We start from the raw sequence: 23,102 nt of genomic DNA, 5'->3' as shown, positions 1-23,102 counted from the left end.
AATATAAAAAAAGAACGATAAAAATGAATGTCTGGTTGTGGGTAGGCGTTTTAATACTTGCGGCGTGGGCTGCTCATTGGGGGGCTGATCAACTTCTAACCCCCTTAAAAATGCTTCGTAAACAGTGGGGTCTGACGGCTTCTGCCGGAGCCGCTTTTCTTGCAATTGTAACGGCAAGTCCCGAAGTGGCAATAAATATTACTAGCGCCGCCCGTGGTGTATCTGATATCGGGTTGGGAAATTTGCTGGGTTCCAATATAATTTCCATCCCACTCATGGTAACCATTGCCTATTTCGCTTCCAGAAAGAAATTTAAAAACAACAAGGAGCATCAAAAACATTTGGATGCCAACCTGCTGGCTCTAAACAAACGTTCCGTTGCGGTATTATCTATACCCTACCTGGTAATTATCGCTTTAGTGGCTATACTAACACTACCAAAAGCATGCTTGAAATGGCTGAAGTGGATGTGGTTACCAGAAGGACTGGTAGGGCTGAACTGGACGAGCATGCCCAGGGAGTAAATGCCGCCGAGATCGATGTACCATTCACCCTGGAAGATAAATCGAAGGAGGAGTTTTTTGAAGAGGTACGGAAGAAATTAAGTATCGTTCCGGGGGTTAATATTACGCTGGGGCAGCCCATTGCTCACCGTATCGATCATATGCTTTCAGGTACGAGAGCCAATATCGCAATTAAGATCTTTGGACCCGATCTTCAACAGCTATATGAAATAGGTAAAAACGTGGAGGAGAATATTACTCCTATCGATGGGCTTGCCGATGTAGCTGTTGATCAGCAGATCGAAGTACCACAGATCAAGATAAGCCCAAAACGACAGATCCTTTCAGCTTATGGAATGACCGTAGGACAGTTAATGGAGCAGGTAGATATCGCCTTTGCCGGTCACGAAGTTGGTGAGATTTATGAAGGTCAGAAGTATTTTGACCTGGTGGTGCGTTATAAGGAGGATGTTAGAAACAGCATTGAAAAAATCAGAACTGCCTTGATAGGATTGCCAAATGGTTCACAGGTTCCATTGGAACAGCTCGCTAGTGTTTCTTCTGTAAGCAGTCCTAATACCATTAGCCGGGAAGATGTGCAAAGGAAAATCGTTGTTGCTGCCAATGTGCAGGGTCGGGATTTAAGAAGTGCGGTGGAAGAGATCCAGGTAACCGTGAATTCTTCAGTGACTATTCCCGAAGGTTACAGGGTACAATATAGCGGACAATTTGAAAGTGAATCCAGAGCTTCACAAATGCTGTTGATCACTGCCATTATTGCAATCTTCGTGATTTTCCTCCTGTTGTATTTTGAATTCAACAATGTGAAACTCGCTTTTGTTGTGCTTATCAATTTACCCCTGGCTTTGATTGGTGGAATCTTAATCGTATACTTTACTTCAGGAATTGTAAGTATAGCTTCCACGATAGGTTTTATCAGTTTATTTGGGATCGCGACACGAAACGGAATTCTGCTGGTTTCGAGATATGAAGATCTACGGAAGGAAGGCCTTAGGGGTTATGAGCTCATTAAATCTGGTGCGCTCGACAGGTTAAATCCAATTCTGATGACCGCGTTTACCACAGGACTGGCACTTATTCCGCTAGCTTTAAAAGGAGGCGAACCGGGAAGTGAGATTCAAAGCCCAATGGCGGTGGTGATACTTGGAGGATTGCTCTCAGCAACGGTACTAAACCTGGTTGTGATACCTTGTGTGTATGAATTAGTTACGAGGGAAGATTAATTCATTTCTAAAATTTTAAAAAAAATTGGCGGGCTCGATGTAGAGTCCGCCATTAATTAATGTTCTTTAAAACTCCCTTTTTCCGGCTAATAAACCTGGGTGATATTTAATTTCCACTTATTAGTTAAATTACCGTCTTCTTCATCCTGAACTATCCCTTTTACTTTTACAATTCCGGGTTTTAACCTGGAACGTAAGTTGGTAGAAGTTGCTTCAGCTATCTTAAAAGTTTCTTTCCCGGTTTGTATTGCGTAAGTGCCATCCTGCTCAACGAAGTTGCCCTTTATAACTATTTCGGCATTCTTAGCTGAAAAACCATTCTTTTTTACTTCCTCCTGAATTTGCCTAAGGCTCAAGTTATTGTTATTTGCCAAATCAAGATAAGCTTTACCGTCATTCAGGCTAACCTGCACTTTTTCCAGGCCATCCAATTTTTCAAGACCTCGCTCCAGTCCATAAGCACAGGGGGCACAGTCCATTCCAAATACTTCCTGATCTATTTTCTGAATCTGGGCATTGGAACTAAAACTTCCAAATACCACAACTACAATTAATAATACTATTTTTTTCATCTGTTTATTTTATTAAATTTATTTATACTATAACCAATAACTTAAATTAATGGATACCCGATAGTTTTCTTTGATTGCCTTTGGGGTTAAATCCTGTACCACTGGAAACAGCGCTCCGAAAGAAATACCCCAAGCCCCGTAAAGTCCTAAGAATGAAGGTCCCACTAATACTTTTTTGCTACGTTCGTCTGTAAAATTTTGTTGACCGGTATATTTATTGTCTCCTGGAAACTCGACTAATGATTCAATAAAAACCCGCCAATCGGGTTTAGGATAATCCCCCATAAAAACATCGGGACGATAACCTATCACCATGCTTGCATAGGGTAAATCGCCTAATTGCTGGTTGTCCTTTTCAAAATAATATTGGTAACCGCCACCTAACCAGGCGTACCAGGTACGTGAGGCATATCCCGTAGAAATGGCCCCATGGATAGAGTTCCCTACATTCACCTGTCCGCGAACATCCTCAGTAGGGGCAGATACACCTAAAATTGCTGTGGATTCAAACCTCTTTCCTACCCCAAAAGCATTTGAAAAAAAACGATACCACAAAGCAGCCTCGATATCTCCATTGGAAGGCATCATACTATTTCCACGGGTTCGTGGAGCATTTTCCAGACGCTCAATCACAGTAGGAGTGGTAAGGGTAACCTGTAAATCTTCCGTAATGCCATAGAAAAATGTATACCGAAGCATATAAGAGGCATCGTCTTCGGTCGCTATACTCATTCCGGCAGCGCTCATGTTTATACCGCCTTTCGCCAGAGTGGGCGTCTGCAAACCATAAATAGGGCCATGTCCTTGGGCTTCTACTTGATACAACGTCAATAATCCTATACCCAGGATCAAAAAATATGTCTTCATTTTAATTATATTATAATTCTAAAAATTTTTGAATGGGAAAAAGTAAATAGGCTGCAAAAAGTCCAAAGAGATATAACACAAAGGAAAACCACAAGATCCCTTTGCTCCATTTAGCTGCTGTATCACAGGCCGTTTCATTTCCGTCTTCGTCTATTTCACAACTCTGCTGCCGTTTTCTTCCGTAGAAAAGCCAAAAGTTAAAGCCAATCATTACCCCGGCAATCAAAAAAGTCCAGCTTTTATAGCGGCTCAGGCTAAACAACCAGGGAATATCTGAAGCCAGGCCGGCCACCACAGCTCCCATTCCCAGAGCTACCAATAATGATGGTAACGCGCAACATAAGAGTGTGGAAACGGAGGTGAATAGCGATCCTATACTTACAAAATCTTCTTTTATTTTGGCAAACATCTTTATTTTTTTAAACAAGGGATTAAATGTACACCGGAAGCCCGGGTGGTATCCAAACTTCTAGAGGCTTTTTTTTATAGGTGGTTGTGGATGAGAGATTGGATAGTATTTTTCCCTACTTTATAATCCCATTTATAAAAAAGGAGCAACTTTTTAGCCGCTCCTTTTAAAAAAAATTTCACATTTTTTTTAAGCTGCCATTTCTTTACAGCTTTCGGCACAGGTTCGACATTTTTCTGCGCATTGCTGGCAAACTTCACTGTCAAACTTTGCACATTCATCAGCACAGGCTTTACATAAGTCGGCACAAATTCCGCAAACACGTTTTGAGTAATCAGACTGGCTTGCAAGTAGTTGAACACAGGCTGTGCATAAAGCAATACAATCCAGACAAAATTTGTGGCATTGTTTCATGTCGGGTTCCCCCAAATGTTGGTCAAGGCAAATTCTCGCCGCAGTAATGCAGGCGTTGCAATCATCGATACATTTTAGCATTTCTGAACTTAATGGTTTCATAATTTAAATGGTTTTAGTTACTTCCAGATTTGCTCGGAAATCAGAAATAAAAGATTAAGAGCCGAACCTCTTTTCAAATATCGACTCATAGCCCGGGGGATAGGCAAGCCGATTAATAAAGATTTAACATTTTAATTTGATTAAAAAAAAAGGCAGCCAAAAATGGCTGCCATAAAAAGTTTCAGATTTTAATTTCAGTACGATGGTTTTGCTAACTGGCTTTTCCTATTCCTGATTCGATAAGTTTTTCTTTGCTTATACCATTGTTTGTACAGCATTCAAGTAATTTACCATCAACTGCCACTGCCGGGATTCTCTTTACGCCATATTCCTGCATTTTGGTTAAACAAGACTTATCATCACATTGTTCCACCAGGTTATAGGTGGTAATCTTGCAACTATCGCAGGACAACTCTTTTACCATTTTCACTACCGGATCACATACCGGACAATTTGCCGTAAATATTTCTATTTGTCTTTTCATTTTTTTTTTGAATTTAAATTAACAATCAGTTTTATCCTTCTTATTAAAGAACATTCCAAAGATAAGAGCGGAATCGGGGTGGTCTCCAAATAAAAAAACCTGCTTTTTTACGACAGATTTTTATTAGTATTAAAATTAAATTGAAAATTTTTGAATGTTTTACTCTGATCTATTTTCGGAAATGTAAGATTCCAGCCTTCGTTTAAGTTCATCAATCTCCTTCATTTTATCGGTAAGGCTGTTAAGCTCAAGATCAGGGAATTGTTTTCTTATGAATTCAATTCGCTCTTCATTACCGCAATTACCGGGACAGGCCTCCACCGTTTCTGAAATTGTAATCGCCAGCGCTTTGCGGTACACTTCATCTAAAAGAAGAAAATGCGCCTTATCAAGTCCTTTTTGCGCAGCTTTGAACTGGATCAGGATCTTTTCTGGATCTTTATTTTCATCCAGCATTTTTATAAGTCCGTTAAGCTGGCCGCTGATGCTCTGCAAGCGGGTTTTTATATCTTTACTTAGATCTCTAGGAATCATATTTTTAATTTTCAGCAAGATACATCTGGTGTGGGGGAGGTCTCCAAAAGTATTTTAAATTTTTAGCAGCAATTTGTTCCTTCCTGAATGGGTGGACAGGCAACATTACCATAAGAACAATAAACGCAGCAATCACCTTCCTTTGGTTTCAATAATTGACTGCAATTTTCACATTGATAAAAAAACTGACAGGCTGTTGTGGGCATTTCCTCTTCTTTTGTGTGTCCGCAACCAGGACATTTAATGGTAGAAACTAGTTCTATTTCCATAATCTATTTGTTTTTAAAGCATATGAGGAATATCCGATGACAAAGTCGGATACGTAAAGATCATCGTCCTTAACTCATTGATTTTCATTTTGGTCTTTATTGCCATGGCGAATAAATTGATGGTTTCCTCTGTGTTAGGACCTATTAAATGTGCCCCAAGAATAGTCTGATTCTCTTTATCAATAATCGTTTTATAAGTATATTCTTTAACATTCAGTCTTTTTGCATTGAACCAGCTTTCCGCATTGTTATAATTGACCTGATATTCTATCTGTTTTGATTTGGCTTCTGCTTCGGTCAATCCTACTGATGCCAGGGTAGGTAAAGTAAAAACTACGGAAGGCATTGGTGGATAATTAACTTTTTTCTTGTTCCCTTTGATGATGTTTGATGCTACAACATGTCCTTCCATCACCGCGACCGGTGTAAGGGGCAAGCCTCTGGAATCTGCCGAATCTCCTGCTGCATAAATATTAGGGTTAGAGGTGCTTTGAAGGTATTCGTTGACCAGGATTCCTTTTTTTGAAAAAGATATCCCTGCTTTTTCCAAATCTAAATCAAAAATAGCGGGAGGACGACCGGCCGAGTTAAAGACAGAGTCAGTCCTATAAGTTACCTCTTTTCCATTGGATTTTCCTGTTACTACAAAATGATCTTCTTTCTTTTCAATTTTTGAGACTTCAGTTTCCAAAACCAGTTTAATTCCCAGGTTTTGCGTTGCATTCACAAGATGTTGTACAATGTCATGGTCAAAGTTTTCCAATGGATGATCACCACGATGTAATATGGTTACATCGGCACCGGCCCGCGCAGCGATATGGGCAAATTCAAAGGCAATGTAGCCTCCTCCAATAAATAAAAGTGATTCAGGTAGCTTTTTCAGGTTAAGGAAATCTGTACTTGAAAGTGCTAATTTTCCACCTTCAAAATCCAGTACCCGGGGTTTTGCACCTGTTGCGATCACGAATTTATCAGCTTCAATAACTTCATCACCTAACTGTAAGGTGTTATCAGATAAAAATTTAACTGAAGTGTGATAGGTGTCTATGTCTTTATTCTTATATCCTTTTTCAATTTTAGGAGGCATGGCATCGACAAAAGATTGCTTAAAAGCCATAATATCTTCCCAATTGACTTCAGGCACAGTATCTATTCCATTTCCTTTAAGTCTTTGGGCAAAATCACGTACTTCCGTTGCTCCTATAATCACCTTTTTAGGATCACAGCCTCTTAGGGCACAGGTTCCACCGTAGGGAAGTTCATCAGTAATGCCCACCTTAAGGCCTTTGGAGGCACATTTATTAGCAACAGTCATACCTGACATCCCGGAACCTATTACAAATACATCATATTTTTTCATCTACTTCTCTTTTTTATTTTCTGTATCGATTACTTTATAACCAGTTGTATTTATTGCTTTTCTGATTGCGGTTAAATCGACTTTAGTTTTATCATATTCTACCACGGTATTAGTATTTGCGTAACTCGCCTTGACTGATAAAATACCATCTAGGTTATTTACCTCACTTTCTACGTGGGCTTCACAGCCTGCGCAGGTCATTCCCTCAACTTCAAAGGTGTGCTTTATTATGTTTGATTGAGAAACATACACTATATCTTTACTGGGCTGTGTATAAAATATATTGGAATAATAAGGGAAAGCCAGCATCAATCCGGCAAATACTGTTACCATGAACAGAAAATTTTTGGACTGCCAAAAAGATGGTTTTTCTTCCTCATCACAGGCACAATCTATTTCTTCTTGTGTTTTAAGTTTCAATTTTAAATACCAGGCCAAACCAAGAATTCCTATAGTAAGCGCAATCAAATAAGGACGAAAGGGTTCTATCCAGGAAAATGTGGTGACAAGTCCACTACTACCTGCTAAAATTGCCAGGAGGGGAGTAATACAACATACAGAAGCAGTTACTGCAGTAAGCAAGCTAACAAAAGCTGGGCTGTTGGACATATTGGATGATTTCATTTTACGCAGTTTTTTTAACCATTTTAATTGTAGTGAAAACAGCATCAAGTACCGCTGTTTTATCCTTCACTAATGAATAATACAACGTTTGCCCATCTCTTCTTGAAGAGATAAAACCTGCATCTTTAATTTTGCGGATGTGTTGGGATATTGCCGGTACACTCATTTCTAAAATATCAGCAATATCACAAGGGCATAATTCGTCTTCCATATTCAAAAGGAATAAAATTTTTAAGCGTACTTCACTACCAGCAATCGATAGTAGTTTGGTCATATCTTGAAAATTATCATCCATTCTTTCCAAAGTGTTTTTGCAATTAAGAAGTTGTTGATGATCAGCCTGAGCTCTTGTACACGAAATTTCCATGGTTAATCTATTATTTAGAGATCAAAAGTATAATAAAATACGTATTTAAGCAAATTATTAAATAATAGTTAGTATAAATATTCTGCTTCATACATTTAAGAGATTATGACCACTAATTTCAAAGACCTTCTGGTTGTAAATCGGTCAGCACATTACCGCTTCATTCTGCGAAATGCTCCATTTCGGGTAAAGAGCTTCCCTAAGAATATCTTGGGCATCCTTTTTATTTTCCTAAGATGTATCTGACATATAGTAGTTATCGCTCCTCGTGTAGTTTTATACTTAACGAAGTAAAAAAGGACGCCCGCTAAATCGGAATTCCATTCTTGCTTTTACTTCACTTCCGGTTGTTTCTCAATTTCAGTATTTCCATTTCCTTCCCGGCCGTTGCTGTCCCTACCTTTTTTGTAATGCAAAATACCAATATTTAGAAGTTAGTACAGGTTGCATAAGCCAGTCGTCCCTCCTTTTTATAAACCTTCCCTAATTCTAAATATTGAAAATGTATCAGCATCAAAAAAGGTAACAGCAAACGGCTCTATAGGAAGTAAATCAACAAATAACAATTATGAAATCATTTCAAAACAACATACCCGGAAGCGAAATAAAAAAATTAAAAAAGGAAAACGCTCCGGATATAATAAGTAAATCAATGTTTAATCAACCTGCAAAAAAAAGCAGGTATCTAAATCTTTTAATTATGAGTAATCTAAGAAATCAAGTACAGTTAATCGGAAACGTGGGGAATGCCCCTGAAATTAAAAACTTCGAAAGTGGTAAAAAAGTAAGCAGTTTTTCACTGGCTACCAATGAATACTATCACAAGGAAGGAGAGAAAATTCAACAAACCGACTGGCACAATGTAGTGGCCTGGGGAAAACAGGCACAGCTTATCGAGAAATATGTTGATAAAGGTAAAGAAGTGGCTATCCGTGGCAAACTAACTTCCAGATCCTATGAAACCCAAAGCGGAGAGAAACGATATGTTACCGAAATTTTAGTAAGTGAAATCCTCTTTCTTGGAAATAGAGAAATTACTGATTAAGAACCCAAAAAACAAAGAGGGCGTTCCCTTCGAAAGTTGCGCCCTCTTTTAATTATTAACCCTTTAAATAAGCTAATAATGAAATCCAAAGTTAATGAAATAGCGATAAGCTACAGCGGAAGTTTAAAAACAAATTTGCTTCCAAAAATAACCAGTTCCAGGTGTGCGGCAGAATTAGCCTTTGAGCAATGGAATAAAAATAATATTGAATTGCAGGAAACTTTTAAAATTATACTGCTCAATAATGCTAATAAGGTTAAAGGAATTTATGAAGTTTCCAATGGAGGTATTACCGGAACCCTGGTCGATGTTCGAATCCTATTTGCAGTAGTATTAAAGTCCTTAACCACGGCAATAATTTTATTGCACAATCACCCCAGCGGAACCCTTAGACCAAGTGAAGCAGATAAAAGCCTGACCAGAAAAATTAAAAATGCGGCATCATTTTTTGATGTTAAAGTACTGGATCATATTATTCTTATTCCTGATGGTAATTATTACAGTTTTGCGGATGAAGGAATTCTGTAATTTTTAAAAAGTAATTTTTAAACAGATTTTAAAACACTTCTATTTTTAGAGGTGTTTTTTTAGGCTCAGATATTTCTTAATAAACCTTTTAAGCAAAGCAGTTCTATAACAGAACTATAAAAATAGCTTAGTTGGTTGTGCTCAAAAAATAAGGAGCATTTCACTCTCAACTTAAGAAAAAAAGGAAAATCCGCTGTTACCTGGATTTTCCTTTCTATCATTAAATGAAAAATTCAAATGATTATAAATATAGAAAAAAAATTATTCGTTAAGTATTCTTTGCCTTGATTTTATAAAAAAAATGTATCTTTATTTAGCTGATCTTCAGCATTCAAATTTACGCAGGACTATCCATTTTTGACTTTCGCCGATAAACCTGCACATCAATAAATTATTAATCCGGAAATTTTCTCCGGGAATTGGCAAGTGGCTTTTGACTGTCTATTAAGACAGCCAACAGACCAAATTGTACGGAATTTTTGTCCCGCGCTGCGGGACGAAAAGGAGTAGCAAGAGGGTAACACGCTACGCGATGTTAAGCACTCCTTTTCGTTTTTAAATAACTGTAAATCAGTTGTTTAAAATTTATTCAAATTCCTGAGTTTAAGCAATTTGCGACAAATGCCCTGCCAACGCCCATTTTTAGGGAAGAATTTGCGACAAATCGGTGAATTATGGACTCATTTATCGGCATCAGGTTTAAAAAGGAAACGGCAAAACGTTTCCAGGAATTTTCAAGAACACACTTCAAATCGCACACCGAAGCCCTGGAAACAATGCTCGACTTTTTCTTTTATAATGAAATCTCCCCACACGAAAGATTGGGCCCAACCGGGAGAACTATCGAAGCTTCTTTTAAAAAACGTATCAATGCGGTTATTGCCATTATGCGTGATATGGAGAAAACCCAAACAAAACCTACCGCGGCGATGATCGCTTCACTTTTCCAAACCGAAGTACCTCAAAAGAAACCACTCATCCTGGAAAAGAAAATCCTCCGGGAGAAAAAGGATGGTATTCCCAAACAGGAACGAGATGGTTTGGGTGAAAAGAATTTTTCTGATAATAACCTGTAAAATTTCCTGCTATGTATATCACCATCACACCTCAAAAGTTAGGGGGGAATTACTCCCAAAGTTCCGCCGGTTTTGTTAGCTATCTCGAAAAGGAAAACGAAGGCGTAGAAGAAGTGGCAAAGGAACATTTCTTTAATCAATATGAGGATGCCATCACCCCGGAGGAAGTCGTAAAAGAAATTGATAACAATACCGCCAAGCTCAAAAAGAAAGAACCGAAGTTCTATTCCATTACTGTTAGCCCTTCCAAATACGAATTAAAACGCCTGCAAAATAGTAGCAAGGATCTAAAAAGGTATACCCGGGAACTGATGAAGGATTATGTGGCCTGTTTTAACCGGGAGATAGACGGAAGGCCAATTAATATCAATGATATTAAATATTACGGTAAAATTGAACATAGCAGGAGTTTTAAAGGTACAGATCGCCAGGTTCGCGAAAACCAGCCTTATGCTACTAAAATTCTTCAACTCAAAAGTGAAATCCGAAAAATAGAAACCGGACTGATGCAAGGAAGTATTCAAAAAAGGGAAAAAGAAATTGAGAAACTGGAAGCACAGGCGCCACACTGCCAAGATGGTAAGCGAATCGTACAAGGAATGCCCAAAGCAGGCAACCAAAGCCATATCCATATTATCGTAAGTAGAAAAGATGCTTCCAATTCGGTTAGCTTATCACCGGGAAGTAAATACAAAGCTTCGGAAGTTAATTTTAATGGTAAGACCGTTAAACGCGGATTTGACCGGGACCGCTTTTTTGAAAAAGCAGAAAAGACCTTTGATAAAACCTTTGGTTATCAGCGCAATTTTGTGGAAACCTATACGGCTCGAAAGGAATTTATTAAAAACCCGAACCACTATTTTACCTCGCTAATAGGATTGCCGGCTAACGAAAAAGCCCTTGTTTTTAAGCTTATCCGGGAATCGGGTATCCCGATGATGCCCAGCATTCCAACTTCCCAGGCACAACTTGCCCTCAAAATTTTTAACAGGCTTAAGAAAGGGGTGGAGGTAGCCGTTAAATCAAGTTCAATCGGTATTTAATTTTAATTATTATGGACATAGAAAATCTTGTTAGACTGCTTCTGATCATCGGGCTGGTAAGCATTTTGTTCTATATATGTTTTAGGCTGATCAACCGCTTTGCTTTTATTTTGAATTTATTGCTGATAGTGACCCTTGGCATTTATGGGGTCCAGGATAACCAGTGGATTCCGGCTTTGTTATTCCTGGGTTGTCCGTTGCTCCTGATCAATACCCTGATGTATGTCTTTTTGCATAAAGGTCAGGATAATAAAAAGATCGATAAAAAATACCAGGTCGGTTTTGCAACCACCAAAGGAAAATTTAAACTTGAAAATATTAAACGGGGTGCTTCCGTTATTGGCTCTGCCGGAAGCGGGAAGACCGAAAGCGTAGTATATGGTTTTTTAAAGCATTTTCAACAGGAAAATTTTTGTGGAGTGATCCACGACTATAAAGATTTTGAGCTTACCGAAATGGCCTACCCGCTTTTTAAAGACCGGGAAATTCCCTTTAAGATTATTTCCTTTGATAAAATCCTCCATCGGGTGAATCCCATCGCTCCACGATACCTGGAAAATGAGGAAAGCGTCAATGAAGTCTCCCGGGTACTGGTGGAAAACCTATTGGAACAACGAGAGTCAGGTACCTCGGGGACTACAAAATTTTTTAATGATGCCGCGGAAGGGCTAATCGGAGGACTGATCTGGAAATTAAAAACCGATTATCCGAAGTTTTGTACCCTCCCGCACCTTATCGCTATCTACCAATACCTGGATACCGATAGCCTGATCCAGTTTTTGGAAACCAATACCACCTCTCGAGCTATGGCCGATGCCTTTATCAGTGGGAAGGATTCTGAGCGGCAAACGGCCGGGGTAAAAAGTACCCTGGCCAATGCCCTTAAAAGGATCAGTACCCAACAGATCTTTATGGTCCTTTCTAAAGATGAAGTTCCGCTTCATATTAATAGTGAGCAAAACCCTTCGGTTATTTCCGTGGTCAATAATCCCAAATACGAAGCTTCCTACTCCCCGGTCATAGCCACTATTATCCATACCATCACTAAACAAATGAGTGAGCGTAACTCTAAAGCTTCTTTCCTGCTGATGGAAGAGGCGCCAACACTTCGTTTGCTGAATATGCACCGCATTCCTGCCACTCTAAGGAGTTATGATATCGCTACTATTTATGTAATGCAGGATAAGATCCAAAACGATATGATGTATGGGGATAAAGCCAGTAAGGCTATTTTAAGTAACTTGTCTTACCAGTTCTTTGGAAAGGTAAATGACCCCGACACCGCTAAATACTACGAGCGCTTTTTTGAAATTGTGAAAAAGCCAACTACCAGTGTAAACCGCGGGTACAGCCTTGATTTTGATACGAGGGTAACCACCGGGGAGAAGGAAATCCCAAAAATCCGAGCCGATGTTTTCTTTCGGTTAAAACAAGGAGAGTTTATAACTTATGCAGACGGGAAGGATAAAAAAGTACAGTTTAAATTGCAGAAGATTTACCGCGATCTACCTGCAGCTATTGATCAAAAACCTTATTCTAAAACTGATTTAGAAGCTAATTTTGAACAGGTGTATAAGGAGGTCAGATCTATATTTGAGTAAGCGAAATAGTTATTAATTATCATTTCATTTTTGGTACTTGTCAAGTAAATACTGTAAAAAACTTGACAATTTATATTTTAATTCACTATCTTTGCGGTGCTATGAATATTGCGACATCCATAAAGTCTAAAGTAGATCGTATAAATACCGGGAAGGTATTTACCTATGATAGCTTATCTATTCCCCAAACCGAATTTTCTGCTGCTGCAAAAGCTTTAAGTAGATTGGCTGCAAGAGGGGTGATTAAAAGATATAAAAATGGTATGTACTATAAGCCCGAACAAACTATTTTTGGGGAAATAAAACCAAGTGAGGAAGAATTACTTTATAATTATCTTTTTGAAGAAGGTAAGCAAGTTGCATACATAACCGGACTTCGTCTATATAATGAATTTGGCCTTACTACTCAAATCCCTACAACGGTAAGAGTGGCCAGCTGGGATAAGGTGATAAAAACCAAGATTGGAAATTTGGTTGTAAAGCCTGCAAAAAGTTACGCACCCGTATCCCAAGAAACTATTCCTTTCTTGCAATTATTGGATGTAATGAAAGACTTTAAGAAGATCCCAGATTTGGACAAAAAGGAGGGTGTTGATTTTTTGAAGAAAAGAATTAAAGCGCTTTCTGATAGTGGTAAAATTAAATTGGTCGAGTTTGCTAAATCCTATCCTCCCAAAGTGAGGGCATTTTTAGGTGCTCTTCTTGAGGCACTCTCATTTAACGAGGTGGGGGAACCGCTTAAAAACACTATTAATTATTTAAGTAGTTATGAATTCGGAATATCCGAAAATATATTGTCCACCATTTCAAACTGGAAGATCTCCTGATGAATTTACATAATTATAAAACTGCATTTCAGGGAGCTATTGTTGCTACTGCCCAACACTTTGGGATTTCTGAAATCTATGTAGAAAAGGACTATTGGGTTACCTTAGCACTTAAAGAGATTTTTACTAATAAATCAACCAGCCAACTCGCCGTGTTTAAAGGTGGAACATCCCTTTCTAAATGCTTTGGCATAATTGAGCGTTTTTCTGAAGATATTGATTTGGTGGTTATAAAAGAGGAGGGGGAAACCGATAATTCCTTAAAGCGAAAACTCAAAAAAGTCACTGGTGTACTGGAACCTGTGATGACTGTTATTCCCGAACATCCTTTAGAAAACAAACGAGGCAAAATTAGAAAAGTGGTTTATGGGTATGATAAAGTAGGCGTGGAGGGTGCATTTGGCCAGATACGGGATCATATTGTAGTAGAAGCTTCAAGTCTTGGGAAATCCCATCCATCGGAAATAGTCAGTGTCCATTCCCTGATTGCGGCTTTTATTGCCACGACTAATAATGTAGACCTTATCAATGCGTATCACCTTGAACCTTTTAAGGTTACGGTATTAAGTATAGAACGTACATTTTGTGAGAAAATAATAAGCCTGATAAGGTTTTCCTATACCGAAGACCCTCTGGAAGATTTAAAAGATAAGGTTCGCCATACTTACGATTTGCATCAACTTTTACAACAAGATAAAATTTCTTCGTTTTTGAAATCTGATGTTTTTGAAAAAATGTTGCTGCAAGTGGGGAAAGACGATGATAAGGCTATCCCCAATGACAAGGAGTGGTTATTAAAACATCCATCCCAGTCCTTGTTCTTTAGCCAAACAGAAATGGTTTGGAAATCCCTGGGCAAAACCTATTCTGGTTCATTTAGGGAGCTGCTAACCGGAGATCTTCCTGAAGAGGGGAAGGTATTAAAATCCATGATGAGGATTTCCGTAAGGTTAAAGGAAGTGAAATGGGAAATTTAAAACTACCTCCGTTCAAACAAGCCAACAACTAGTTAATATTTAAATTAACAACCTATGTGCTAATCCGGTAACCAAATTACCCTGCAAGAGACCCCGCAAGTCACCCCGCAAGTTCAAGACCTCTTAAATGTGATTAATGGTGAAGATAGCAGAAGTGAGATGCAATATCATTTCGGACTTTCCGATAGAGAAAATTTTAGAAAAAATTATTTGCAACCTACCCTTGCCGAAGGCTTGATTGAAATGACCATTCCCGAGAAACCACAAAGTAGTAAACAGCGTTATAGGCTGACTTCCAGGGGTGCAAACGCCAGAAAAATTTAAACTTTTAAAGTCGGAATTTTTCAAAATTATCAATTAGGGTTATTAATAAACCGATGGGAGATCTTTAGTTTTAAATTACGTTCCCCATCCTTTTCATTAAGTTCCAATATCGCCCTCCTTTCTTTAGACAAGGAAAATTTTGGCAACACATAAACCAATCTTGCGGTTTGGTTTTTTCCAATCTTAGCCGGTAAATTATAGCTGAAAACCGGTTCCTGGTATAAGCGTTGTAAGGATTTCTTCTTTCCTTTTTTACGGGTTTCAATCGCCAGGTTTAAGAAATTAAGATCATAATCCAGGCTGGATCTATTCTCAATTTCGATCACAAAATAGAGCTGCTCCTTATTAAAAACGATATTCTCAACACTTAAAATAATACCGTTCTTGCGTTTTTTTATGCGGCCCAGGCGCTGCTTTTTACTAAGCAGGTAGCTGCAGAATCTGCGGTAATGATCTTCCTTCTTGTTTAAGTTCTTTTGCGGTTTTTTGTCCTTAACTGAATCCTTGACAACTGGCTTTTCTTTTCCAATACTTTCCGCTTCAGGGATAAAATAGTTCAGCCGGGAAAGCTGTTTTTTATACTTCAGGATATAGGAGAATACCGAACCATTTGTTCCGATAACAAGTAAATTACTTTCTCTGCCGGGCTTGGCCTGCAGCAGTCCGAAGTGTTGCTGCTTTTCCCGGTTGTAGGTAAAGACAAAATGCTCAGCACCGATAAGCCCCTGGCTAATCGCTTCAGGAAAAAATAGCGCAACATTTTTATGATCATTAGCGTAGATAGTGTCCAGTTTTTCCTGGGTTTGTGCACTGGTAATAATAAAAACTAGTAGAGAGGCCTTGGTTAAAATATACTTTTTCATAATGATTGTTTTATTGGTTAGCCAATCCCCAGTTTGATTCAGGTCTGCTGGCCTTGAGAATTAATCTGTAATTATTTAGAATGGTTACTTTTACATTTCGGTTATTTCTGCGAAATACTTTGCTTATTCCACTGACCTGGGGTACACTTGGGATATTAATATCACCGATTACATCATCCAGGACTTCCGTGGCTACTTCCGCCCGGAAATTATTCTCGATGTAAATACCTTCGCTACCATCTTCAAGGTCAAAGGCTTTTAAGCTAGTTTGATGCTTATTGATATTTTCGATCTCGATCAGGACCCGATTTGGCTGAAAACTCACAAAGCCGAAAACCGGGGTGTTTTTGGGGATAAATTTGTCACCAATACTGGCAGGTTGTGCAAGTCGCATTCGAAGCCTGGAGTTTGCTTTAACCACCTGGGTACCATCAACCATCACCTTAATTTCCTTGTCTGTAGTATTGGTAATAACATCTTCAGGTTCTTGGGGAGCAGAAGCAAAGAATAATTGATGTTCCAAACCCATTTCTTTGGCTTCTATTTTTCGCGTTTCCTCAATTTCTGCAGTATCTACCTTTGGTACTTTTTTTATTAGGGCTGGGCTATTATTCTCCGGTGGTCTGCTTGGACGGGTTTGTGTAAGGTGTGCAATTTGTGCTTGCCGGGCTTTTCCCAATTCATAAATACTATCGATCTTGCGCTCTTTTTCTTTTTCCAAAAGCTTGGTATCGTAATAGCCTAAGGAATCCAAAAACGTTTCATCATAAATACTTGGTGCATTTTTATCCCGAACTTCTTTAAGTTTATCAATAGCCTCCAGTTTTGAATCGTAGATTTCGTGGCTTTCTTCTTCAAGATCCGGGATCTCCGTCTGACGAAGGTTTTCGTGGTGCTCTTCATCCTCCCCGGTGATCATTAAGGTATAGGTGACAAGAAAAATCACAATGACCACCAGGACGCTAATGAATACGATTTTGTTCTTTTCAATTTTCATCGGTTCTAATTTTAATTTTGTGAGGGTACTTTTCTTAAACTGTTTTCGAAATAATCCGTAATGAGGAGGCCGTGAGGGTTATGGGGAAAGTGACGATCTACGATGAGCAGTTTTCCTGTGGTAACCAGTTCGTAGGTATCCACAATGCTGCCGCGGTTAATCTCGAAAATAACGGTAGTTTTAAAATGAAACGATTCCTCCTTTTCTTCTAGCTGCGAATCGATCGCTAATACCTTTTGGACCAGCGAGTACTGCAGTAAGCGGTTGTAAACCCCTTCGGCCTTTTTCTGCCTGTATAGGTTGTCTACCGAACTATTGCCTAGCCATAATGCTTTTTCCAGGTTTTTCTCATAATTGCTGGCATCAATATTATAGAAGTAGGTGTGAAACAGCTCCAAATGAGCCAGGGCTTCTACCTGGAAGTTTTCTTTTTGGGTCACTAGTTTTAATGGAATTATACTGCCGTCGGTATTGATGGCAAAGGCACTGTTCAAGGCTTTGTTTCTTGTTGAGATGGCCATCCAAATGGCAAAAACACTGCAGCCCATTGAGCAAAGCACTACGGCCAGCACGATAAAGCGGTTGAGTTTTAATATCAAATAGATATTTTTATATGGTGTTTTCATTTTTGAACTATATTTTTCAATGACTAAATTGGTTATATCGGTTGCTGCTGATTAAGTGGTGAAAAGTCTTAGGGTAAATGAAATGGCCCGCCGGTAGAGTTTGAATTTTAAAAACACGATAAAAACTATCGAACCCAGCTCTACAACCGGTGCAAAAAAACCGCTCCCGTAATCCGTACCGAATAGGTTTTCCCAAAAATTGGTGTTGATCTCCGTATACAGAGCATTAATAAACACATTAACCAGGAAGAATGCAGGCACCAGCATATATACTGCGGCATACAGCCTGAAAAAACCATAGGCCATCGAGCGAAACTTTTCAAATACCGCCAGGCTTAGTACCAGCGGAAAAAAGGCCTGCATAATACCCAAGAGGAAATAACGTTCCGCAAGGAATAAGGGATAGATGAATAAATCCAGAATCCATAGAAACAGGCTAATTAAAAATGCAAAGGTTTTAAAGCCATATAGTGGTGTGACTAAGGCCTCATAGAGTAAAGCCATAGCTTTACGCATCGCCCCCATAGGGGAGACATCTTCCTCGATGGGGATCTCCTGCATCTGCAGCGGAAGAAGGGCAGGGGCTGTATCTCGGTACTGGTTTTCAATAGCCACAAGAATATTGTCAAAGAAGCCCAGGATTTGCGTTGAAAAAATAACCAGCAGGACCACCGCAAAGTTCTTGGCCAGATCCGCGGGGGAAAGCCCCCAGGTATAGCCCTGCCTGTCGGCTATGCCTTCATTATACTTTTTAAGGATGTTGACCAAAAAGAAGAGCACCGCCAAGGTCTTCATGCCGACAATGGTATACCGAGAAAATTCGCTTTCCTGGATGGTTTGGAAAACACTATCGATATATTCGACTCCTACGGCCAATATAATTACCCCTTCCATCATCAAAAGCCTGTTTCCCGGTTATTAATCCTGTCCTGCATTTCCCGAAAAGAAATGATCTCTCGGTAACGCTTGGTCTTTAGCCGCACATCGGTGACCATCTCTTTCGACTCGAGTTCTTTTTGCTTTAAAATCTCCGCCCGCTCGGCATCACTCATTTTTAAATGATCACTTGATAAAATCTCATCGATAAAGCTTGCGGTTTCCAGGGAGTTATCTACCACGTCACTGAAGGATTGGGTCACCCTGATTATTTCGTCGGGTTTGATATAAGAGGAATTCAAGATATCCCGAAGGTCATCCTGCATTACCGCAATAAGGCGTTGGTTGTTACGACCTATCTCACGAACGGCTTTTAAATCCTGTACCACGCTATTGACCTTCTCAATATTCTCTTTCTGTGCCTTTAAAAAGTTGACGGTCTTGACCAAGTTAGCAGTTTGCTTGGCCGATTCCACCAGGGATTTAACCAGGCTGACAAAGTTCGTATTATCATACACCGGCATCCCCTGGCAGGCAGCGCCTGCAGGCAAGCATAAAGCTAAGGCCAGTGAGAGAACCAAGGTTTTGTGTTTGTTTTTCATATCGAATTGTTTTAATTGTTAATTAGCGTTTCGGCCTTCCTGATGAATTCCTTGATTGCCTTTTCCATATTTTTGGTTTTTTTATAAATGGCCATTATGGCCTCGTTTTCGGTTCCGTCGGTGAGGTAGGCAGCATAGACTTCGGGTGGTACTTCCAGGCGGAAAATGTTACTTTCTTTTCCGATCTTGATGAAGATCTCGGTGTACTTGCGCTTGCCGGTCAAATTATTCCTGATCGATTTCAACTGGTTGAGATCGTGGCTGGAAAGGCTCAAGCGCCTGGCCAGTTCTTCATAACCTTTTTCATTATTCAGGCTGTAAATCACCTGGGTGTTTTCCAGGATGCTTGAGGAAGTCGCATTATTAGGAAGCTGGTTTATGGATTGCAAGATGATTCCAATGGCACCGTTCTGTTTACGAATGGCCTGGTAGTAGAATTCAACGCTTTCCAGGACATTTTCAAACTTGAGTTGTTTGGCGAATTCATCAAAAAGGATGATTCCCTTTTCTTCTCTGTTTTTCCAGATCGTACGTTGGATCGCTGACTTGATTAGTTTGAGCATCACCGAGAGGATCTCTTTATTGTCCTTGACTTCATCGAGTTCAAAGACAATCAGCCGCTTATCTTCGATCTTGTAAGTTTGATCTTCGCTAACTTCAAATAAGAAGCTGTATAGACCATCGCCGACATACTCCGAGAGCACGTGCAAAAAGTTGGTAACATTGAAGTAGTCGGGATGGATTTTAAGGGTCTCCAGCAGCTCATCTTTTCGGTGCTCGATAAAACGGTAAAAACTATCTAAGGAATGGTTTCCCGTGGTGTTTTTGTAATAGTAACGGAGGATCTTTTTTATGGCTACGGATTGTGCTTTAGTAACCTTGTCATCTGCAGCAATGAGTTCCAATAGGAACACCGAAAGATCCTCCAGCCGCTCTGGACTTACATCATTGATATTTGATATGTAGAAAGGATTAATACCTAGACTTTTTCCGCTCTCGTAGCGCAAAACAGTGTACTTATCAGGATAGAGTTTAGCGAACTTGGTATAAGAACCTCCTAGATCGATAATGACCAGGCGGACCCCGTTTTCAAAATATTGACGTAGAATGTTATTGGCCAGAAAGGATTTGCCTTCCCCGGTAGGGGCGAAGATGGCAAAGTTCCGCGCCTTGATGCGTTTCTTTCCCTCATCCCAAACATCTTTTAGTACAGGAATATTATGTTCACGGTCATTAAAAATGATACCGGTAGGATCCGATTTATAATTGCTGTTATTGATAAAAAGGCACAAGGCATGTTTTAGATCGGTCACATAGAGATCTTCATCGGAAAAATTGGAAGAGAAGCAGCAGTAGCTGTTTAGCAGGTAATTCTTTCGTTCCTCACCCCGTGGAGCGTAAGGGGTAATATCGAGTTCTTTGAACTCAGCCTTAATTTTAGAGGCAATGCCTTCCAAATTACGAGGATCACGATCCCAGAAGATCACATTAAGATGGCCCCGGATGATTCGGGAATTATCATCACCGTTTATCCTTTCTAGGATATCCTGGATCTTTCCTAAAATGACTTTGTTTTGAGATCCGAAATTTGAACTCTTGCTGAGCTCTTCTACTTTTTTATCCAGTAGCTTGCGCCATTTGTGTTTATCATCCAGGTAGAGTACCTGGTTGACTATATGGTTTTCTCTTAAATGAAGCCCCAGCCCATCAATAAATCCCTGGTGAAATACAAAATCATCCGATGTGAATTTCTCATTGGTCTTGCTCGACTGTACCCTTTCGCCAAAGCACAGCTCGCTATTGATAGCCAGGGCATCAAAATAATTGTCCCCCGTTTGAATATGTTGTTTTTCCATTAGCATATCGGTATCGAAACCTTCATTGAAACCATTGAAATATTCCGTAGTGAGTTTGGTGATTTCTTCTGGTGGTAATGCTTTTATAGAGACCTTTCGGCTGTTAGCTAGAAACGAAACACAATCGTTTACCGATCCGATAAAGCTTTTAAGGTTGGCATCCAGTTCCCTTACAATTTCTTTGGAGACTTTTAGAAAAGGGTTTACATATTTGGAGTTGTTTAAAGCTTTGTTCCTGGTCAGGGTGAAAAATATTAAAGAGCGGTGCGCTATATATTCCCGATCTTTAAAATGATCCCGTGTGGCTTTTTCCAAAAAGGTTTTGTTTGGAAGTGTCGTTGCAGTGAATGCTTTCTTCTCATAAATATCCTGCTTATGCACTACTGTACCCACCGGCAGGGACTTAAGCGCCTGAAACCAGGTGGCGTGCAGGTCTTCAAAATCTTTTTCCGATAAGGAGTAAATTTCAGGCAGGTCAAGCCGGTAACATAGGACGATGTTACCGTTTGGGGCAAAAACAACATTGTCCCGAATATCTGTAATAGGCCAGTGAGAGGCGAGGTTAATCTTTTTCATAATGGATACCTGAGTTTCTTTTATTACTGATCATTTTTGGAAATGCCCCGGTCATCTGTAGAAATTCCAGGAGCCGACGGATACGGTTTAACCCGATATACAAGAATGCATTAAAGAGCAGGGCGCTAATAATCACACCCAGACTGAAGGAGAAAATGATCACCAGTAGGGACGCGATTATCGAAAGCATCATTAGCGCGAATAGGGGAAGGGGAAGCCCAAAGATTACCGCACCTTTTCGAATGTTCCTATAAGGTTCATACTTTTTCATAACTGTTCCTTTATTTTTTTAAATGTCGCTTAGCGACTTAAACTACAATGGTGATCAAATAGGTGAAGATTCCCACCACAGCGCCTGCGATAAGAACAAAGACCAACACCCGGGTTATTCCTTTTTTGAGGTCGGAGTTTTCCCCAAAGAAGTGGCCGGCATTAAAAAGGAACCCGACCAGGAAGATTACTCCAAGGATGATTGGAAATATATTCCTTATAGTATCGGAAATATCGGCAACGGAATCTTCGATCCCACCGATTTGCGCAAAAACGCTCGTAGAAAGCAACGATAAAACAGTTGCCATAGAGATAGATTTTTTCATAACTGAAAGTTTTAAGTTTTGACTCGTTTTCGTTATGAGAAAATTAGAAATTTAATGTCTTAAATAATTGAAAATCAGTAAATTGTGAATAAAATATTATTTATATAAGATTGATTTTCAATGATTTCATTTGGCATTAAATTTTATGGGATTATAGAAGGAGGTGGTTAATAACTCGGAAAATGAAAATGAAAAAAGTGCTCAAAAACGTCAGTTTTATGATTTTGCTTCTGAATATGTGCATCATTTTTAGACAGGAAACTGGATTAAAAAAAAGAATAGTAATTAATGTGGGTCAGGGTGGAAAAGATTCCGGTGCCATCGGAATAAATGGAATTAAAGAAAAGAATGTTGTGTTGAATATTGGCTTGGAAATTTTAAGGCTCAACGAAAAGTCAGAGGCACCATTGAATTTATACTTGATTCGGTATAACGACACGCTTATTTCATTATCGGATAGAACAAAACTTGCTAAAGTTCTGAATGCTGACTTGTTTCTTTCGTTGAATTGTAATCATTCTCATAATGCTATTGCAAGGGGGATCGAGGTGTACGTTGGAGAAACTCACTCTGAATATTCAAAAGAGTCTGTTTGGTTTGCCTATCAATTGCAGAATCAAATTAAAAAGCATTTAGGCTTTGATAGTAGGGGCTTGAAGTTTACTAATTTTCAGGTATTGCGGGAAACGATTAATTATTTTCCTTCGGTATTCGTAGAATTGGGGTTTTTGAGTAATGGAGAGGAAAACGGTTATTTTCAAAAGCCTAAGAACCTTCAAGTTTTGGCATTCGTGATATGGGAAAGTTTAATCAAAAATTTAGAAAGTTATGAGAGAATTGGGAATGAGGGTGTAATTTGAAGTCTGTCTGAGAATTTTTATATTAATACTCAAACAGATTTAAAATGACACAGGAAGAATTAAACAAGATTGAAAAGAAA

29 protein-coding genes are annotated in these 23,102 nt (G+C 39.2%); 11 read left to right on the top strand and 18 right to left on the bottom strand.

Annotated elements, in window-relative coordinates; genetic code table 11:
* Window positions 1-23 precede the first annotated feature (23 nt).
* Together DET49_RS17060 and DET49_RS17055 are read left to right on the top strand one after the other, a co-directional pair.
* The gene (locus tag DET49_RS17060) at window positions 24-524 is read left to right on the top strand and encodes a hypothetical protein (RefSeq protein WP_243729708.1); all 501 of its coding nucleotides are present in this window, start codon (window positions 24-26) and stop codon (window positions 522-524) included.
* Window positions 455-1,747, top strand: coding sequence for an efflux RND transporter permease subunit (locus DET49_RS17055; RefSeq protein ID WP_243729707.1), 1,293 nt, complete (start codon window positions 455-457; stop codon window positions 1,745-1,747). The genes DET49_RS17060 and DET49_RS17055 overlap by 70 nt, the downstream gene beginning before the upstream one ends.
* 86 nt (window positions 1,748-1,833) lie before the next feature.
* On the opposite strand, the gene DET49_RS17050 is transcribed toward DET49_RS17055, so the two are convergent.
* From DET49_RS17050 to DET49_RS17005, 10 genes are all read right to left on the bottom strand, one after another.
* Window positions 1,834-2,319 carry a heavy-metal-associated domain-containing protein gene (locus tag DET49_RS17050; RefSeq protein WP_034892175.1) on the bottom strand — a complete coding sequence of 162 codons (486 nt, stop codon included), beginning with the start codon at window positions 2,317-2,319 and terminating at the stop codon, window positions 1,834-1,836.
* A 27-nt stretch (window positions 2,320-2,346) separates the two neighbouring features.
* Complete coding sequence (locus DET49_RS17045) at window positions 2,347-3,186, bottom strand: hypothetical protein (RefSeq protein ID WP_037314329.1); 840 nt, start codon at window positions 3,184-3,186, stop codon at window positions 2,347-2,349.
* Window positions 3,187-3,196: 10 nt separating this feature from the next.
* Window positions 3,197-3,595: a hypothetical protein gene (locus tag DET49_RS17040; protein WP_037314326.1), complete on the bottom strand. Its 399-nt coding sequence runs from the start codon at window positions 3,593-3,595 to the stop codon at window positions 3,197-3,199.
* Between the two features lie 74 nt (window positions 3,596-3,669).
* Entirely contained in the window at window positions 3,670-3,975 is a 306-nt protein-coding gene (locus DET49_RS18530; RefSeq protein WP_166636604.1) for a hypothetical protein, read from the bottom strand.
* Window positions 3,976-4,322: 347 nt separating this feature from the next.
* Window positions 4,323-4,595: a thioredoxin family protein gene (locus DET49_RS17030; protein ID WP_133549892.1), complete on the bottom strand. Its 273-nt coding sequence runs from the start codon at window positions 4,593-4,595 to the stop codon at window positions 4,323-4,325.
* A 159-nt stretch (window positions 4,596-4,754) separates the two neighbouring features.
* Window positions 4,755-5,129 (bottom strand): metal-sensitive transcriptional regulator, encoded by a 375-nt coding sequence (locus DET49_RS17025; RefSeq protein WP_011709211.1) that lies wholly within the window; start codon window positions 5,127-5,129, stop codon window positions 4,755-4,757.
* A gap of 62 nt (window positions 5,130-5,191) precedes the next feature.
* Complete coding sequence (locus DET49_RS17020) at window positions 5,192-5,398, bottom strand: GDCCVxC domain-containing (seleno)protein (protein WP_133549890.1); 207 nt, start codon at window positions 5,396-5,398, stop codon at window positions 5,192-5,194.
* A gap of 13 nt (window positions 5,399-5,411) precedes the next feature.
* Window positions 5,412-6,758 (bottom strand): dihydrolipoyl dehydrogenase family protein, encoded by a 1,347-nt coding sequence (locus DET49_RS17015; protein WP_133549888.1) that lies wholly within the window; start codon window positions 6,756-6,758, stop codon window positions 5,412-5,414.
* Window positions 6,759-7,382, bottom strand: coding sequence for a mercuric transport protein MerTP (merTP, locus tag DET49_RS17010; RefSeq protein ID WP_133549886.1), 624 nt, complete (start codon window positions 7,380-7,382; stop codon window positions 6,759-6,761).
* 1 nt (window position 7,383) lies between these two features.
* Window positions 7,384-7,749, bottom strand: coding sequence for an ArsR/SmtB family transcription factor (locus tag DET49_RS17005; RefSeq protein WP_093406103.1), 366 nt, complete (start codon window positions 7,747-7,749; stop codon window positions 7,384-7,386).
* 700 nt (window positions 7,750-8,449) lie between these two features.
* Between DET49_RS17005 and DET49_RS17000 the strand changes: the two genes are divergently transcribed.
* From DET49_RS17000 to DET49_RS16965, 8 genes are all read left to right on the top strand, one after another.
* Entirely contained in the window at window positions 8,450-8,794 is a 345-nt protein-coding gene (locus DET49_RS17000) for a single-stranded DNA-binding protein (RefSeq protein WP_037317165.1), read from the top strand.
* A 78-nt stretch (window positions 8,795-8,872) separates the two neighbouring features.
* The gene (locus tag DET49_RS16995; protein ID WP_037317162.1) at window positions 8,873-9,322 is read left to right on the top strand and encodes a RadC family protein; all 450 of its coding nucleotides are present in this window, start codon (window positions 8,873-8,875) and stop codon (window positions 9,320-9,322) included.
* Between the two features lie 674 nt (window positions 9,323-9,996).
* Window positions 9,997-10,398, top strand: coding sequence for a BfmA/BtgA family mobilization protein (locus DET49_RS16990; protein WP_057481270.1), 402 nt, complete (start codon window positions 9,997-9,999; stop codon window positions 10,396-10,398).
* 11 nt (window positions 10,399-10,409) lie between these two features.
* Complete coding sequence (gene mobB, locus DET49_RS16985) at window positions 10,410-11,441, top strand: MobB family relaxase (RefSeq protein ID WP_133549884.1); 1,032 nt, start codon at window positions 10,410-10,412, stop codon at window positions 11,439-11,441.
* Between the two features lie 11 nt (window positions 11,442-11,452).
* A complete protein-coding gene (locus tag DET49_RS16980; RefSeq protein WP_133549882.1) occupies window positions 11,453-13,042 on the top strand; it encodes a type IV secretory system conjugative DNA transfer family protein in 1,590 nt (529 codons plus the stop codon).
* A 101-nt stretch (window positions 13,043-13,143) separates the two neighbouring features.
* Window positions 13,144-13,869 carry a DUF6088 family protein gene (locus DET49_RS16975; RefSeq protein ID WP_133549902.1) on the top strand — a complete coding sequence of 242 codons (726 nt, stop codon included), beginning with the start codon at window positions 13,144-13,146 and terminating at the stop codon, window positions 13,867-13,869.
* Window positions 13,869-14,846 carry a nucleotidyl transferase AbiEii/AbiGii toxin family protein gene (locus tag DET49_RS16970; RefSeq protein ID WP_133549880.1) on the top strand — a complete coding sequence of 326 codons (978 nt, stop codon included), beginning with the start codon at window positions 13,869-13,871 and terminating at the stop codon, window positions 14,844-14,846. The genes DET49_RS16975 and DET49_RS16970 overlap by 1 nt, the downstream gene beginning before the upstream one ends.
* A gap of 75 nt (window positions 14,847-14,921) precedes the next feature.
* Window positions 14,922-15,170, top strand: a complete 249-nt coding sequence (locus DET49_RS16965) for a Fic family protein (RefSeq protein WP_410527966.1) — start codon at window positions 14,922-14,924, stop codon at window positions 15,168-15,170.
* A gap of 29 nt (window positions 15,171-15,199) precedes the next feature.
* On the opposite strand, the gene DET49_RS16960 is transcribed toward DET49_RS16965, so the two are convergent.
* From DET49_RS16960 to DET49_RS16925, 8 genes are read right to left on the bottom strand one after another with little or no spacing between them, the layout of a single operon-like run.
* Window positions 15,200-16,033: a DUF4138 domain-containing protein gene (locus DET49_RS16960; protein ID WP_133549878.1), complete on the bottom strand. Its 834-nt coding sequence runs from the start codon at window positions 16,031-16,033 to the stop codon at window positions 15,200-15,202.
* 10 nt (window positions 16,034-16,043) lie between these two features.
* Window positions 16,044-17,030 (bottom strand): conjugative transposon protein TraM, encoded by a 987-nt coding sequence (gene traM / locus DET49_RS16955; RefSeq protein WP_133549876.1) that lies wholly within the window; start codon window positions 17,028-17,030, stop codon window positions 16,044-16,046.
* Window positions 17,031-17,041: 11 nt separating this feature from the next.
* Window positions 17,042-17,656, bottom strand: a complete 615-nt coding sequence (locus DET49_RS16950; protein WP_133549874.1) for a conjugal transfer protein TraK — start codon at window positions 17,654-17,656, stop codon at window positions 17,042-17,044.
* Window positions 17,657-17,707: 51 nt separating this feature from the next.
* Window positions 17,708-18,550, bottom strand: coding sequence for a hypothetical protein (locus DET49_RS16945; RefSeq protein WP_037317136.1), 843 nt, complete (start codon window positions 18,548-18,550; stop codon window positions 17,708-17,710).
* Between the two features lie 2 nt (window positions 18,551-18,552).
* Window positions 18,553-19,134 carry a conjugal transfer protein gene (locus tag DET49_RS16940; RefSeq protein WP_133549872.1) on the bottom strand — a complete coding sequence of 194 codons (582 nt, stop codon included), beginning with the start codon at window positions 19,132-19,134 and terminating at the stop codon, window positions 18,553-18,555.
* An 11-nt stretch (window positions 19,135-19,145) separates the two neighbouring features.
* The gene (locus DET49_RS16935; RefSeq protein ID WP_133549870.1) at window positions 19,146-21,566 is read right to left on the bottom strand and encodes a TraG family conjugative transposon ATPase; all 2,421 of its coding nucleotides are present in this window, start codon (window positions 21,564-21,566) and stop codon (window positions 19,146-19,148) included.
* Window positions 21,553-21,837 carry a hypothetical protein gene (locus DET49_RS16930; RefSeq protein WP_133549868.1) on the bottom strand — a complete coding sequence of 95 codons (285 nt, stop codon included), beginning with the start codon at window positions 21,835-21,837 and terminating at the stop codon, window positions 21,553-21,555. Before DET49_RS16930 ends, DET49_RS16935 begins: the two co-directional genes overlap by 14 nt.
* 37 nt (window positions 21,838-21,874) lie before the next feature.
* Entirely contained in the window at window positions 21,875-22,162 is a 288-nt protein-coding gene (locus tag DET49_RS16925) for a hypothetical protein (RefSeq protein ID WP_133549867.1), read from the bottom strand.
* Window positions 22,163-22,344: 182 nt separating this feature from the next.
* On the opposite strand from DET49_RS16925, the gene DET49_RS16920 reads away from it, so the two are divergent.
* The gene (locus tag DET49_RS16920; protein WP_317130338.1) at window positions 22,345-23,022 is read left to right on the top strand and encodes an N-acetylmuramoyl-L-alanine amidase; all 678 of its coding nucleotides are present in this window, start codon (window positions 22,345-22,347) and stop codon (window positions 23,020-23,022) included.
* Window positions 23,023-23,102: the final 80 nt, after the last annotated feature.

This window comes from Salegentibacter sp. 24 (genome assembly GCF_004362395.1).
In the GTDB taxonomy this organism is placed as follows: Bacteria; Bacteroidota; Bacteroidia; order Flavobacteriales; family Flavobacteriaceae; genus Salegentibacter.
Note: the sequence above shows the minus strand (reverse complement) of the source record. Positions and strands in the feature narration are given on the sequence as shown.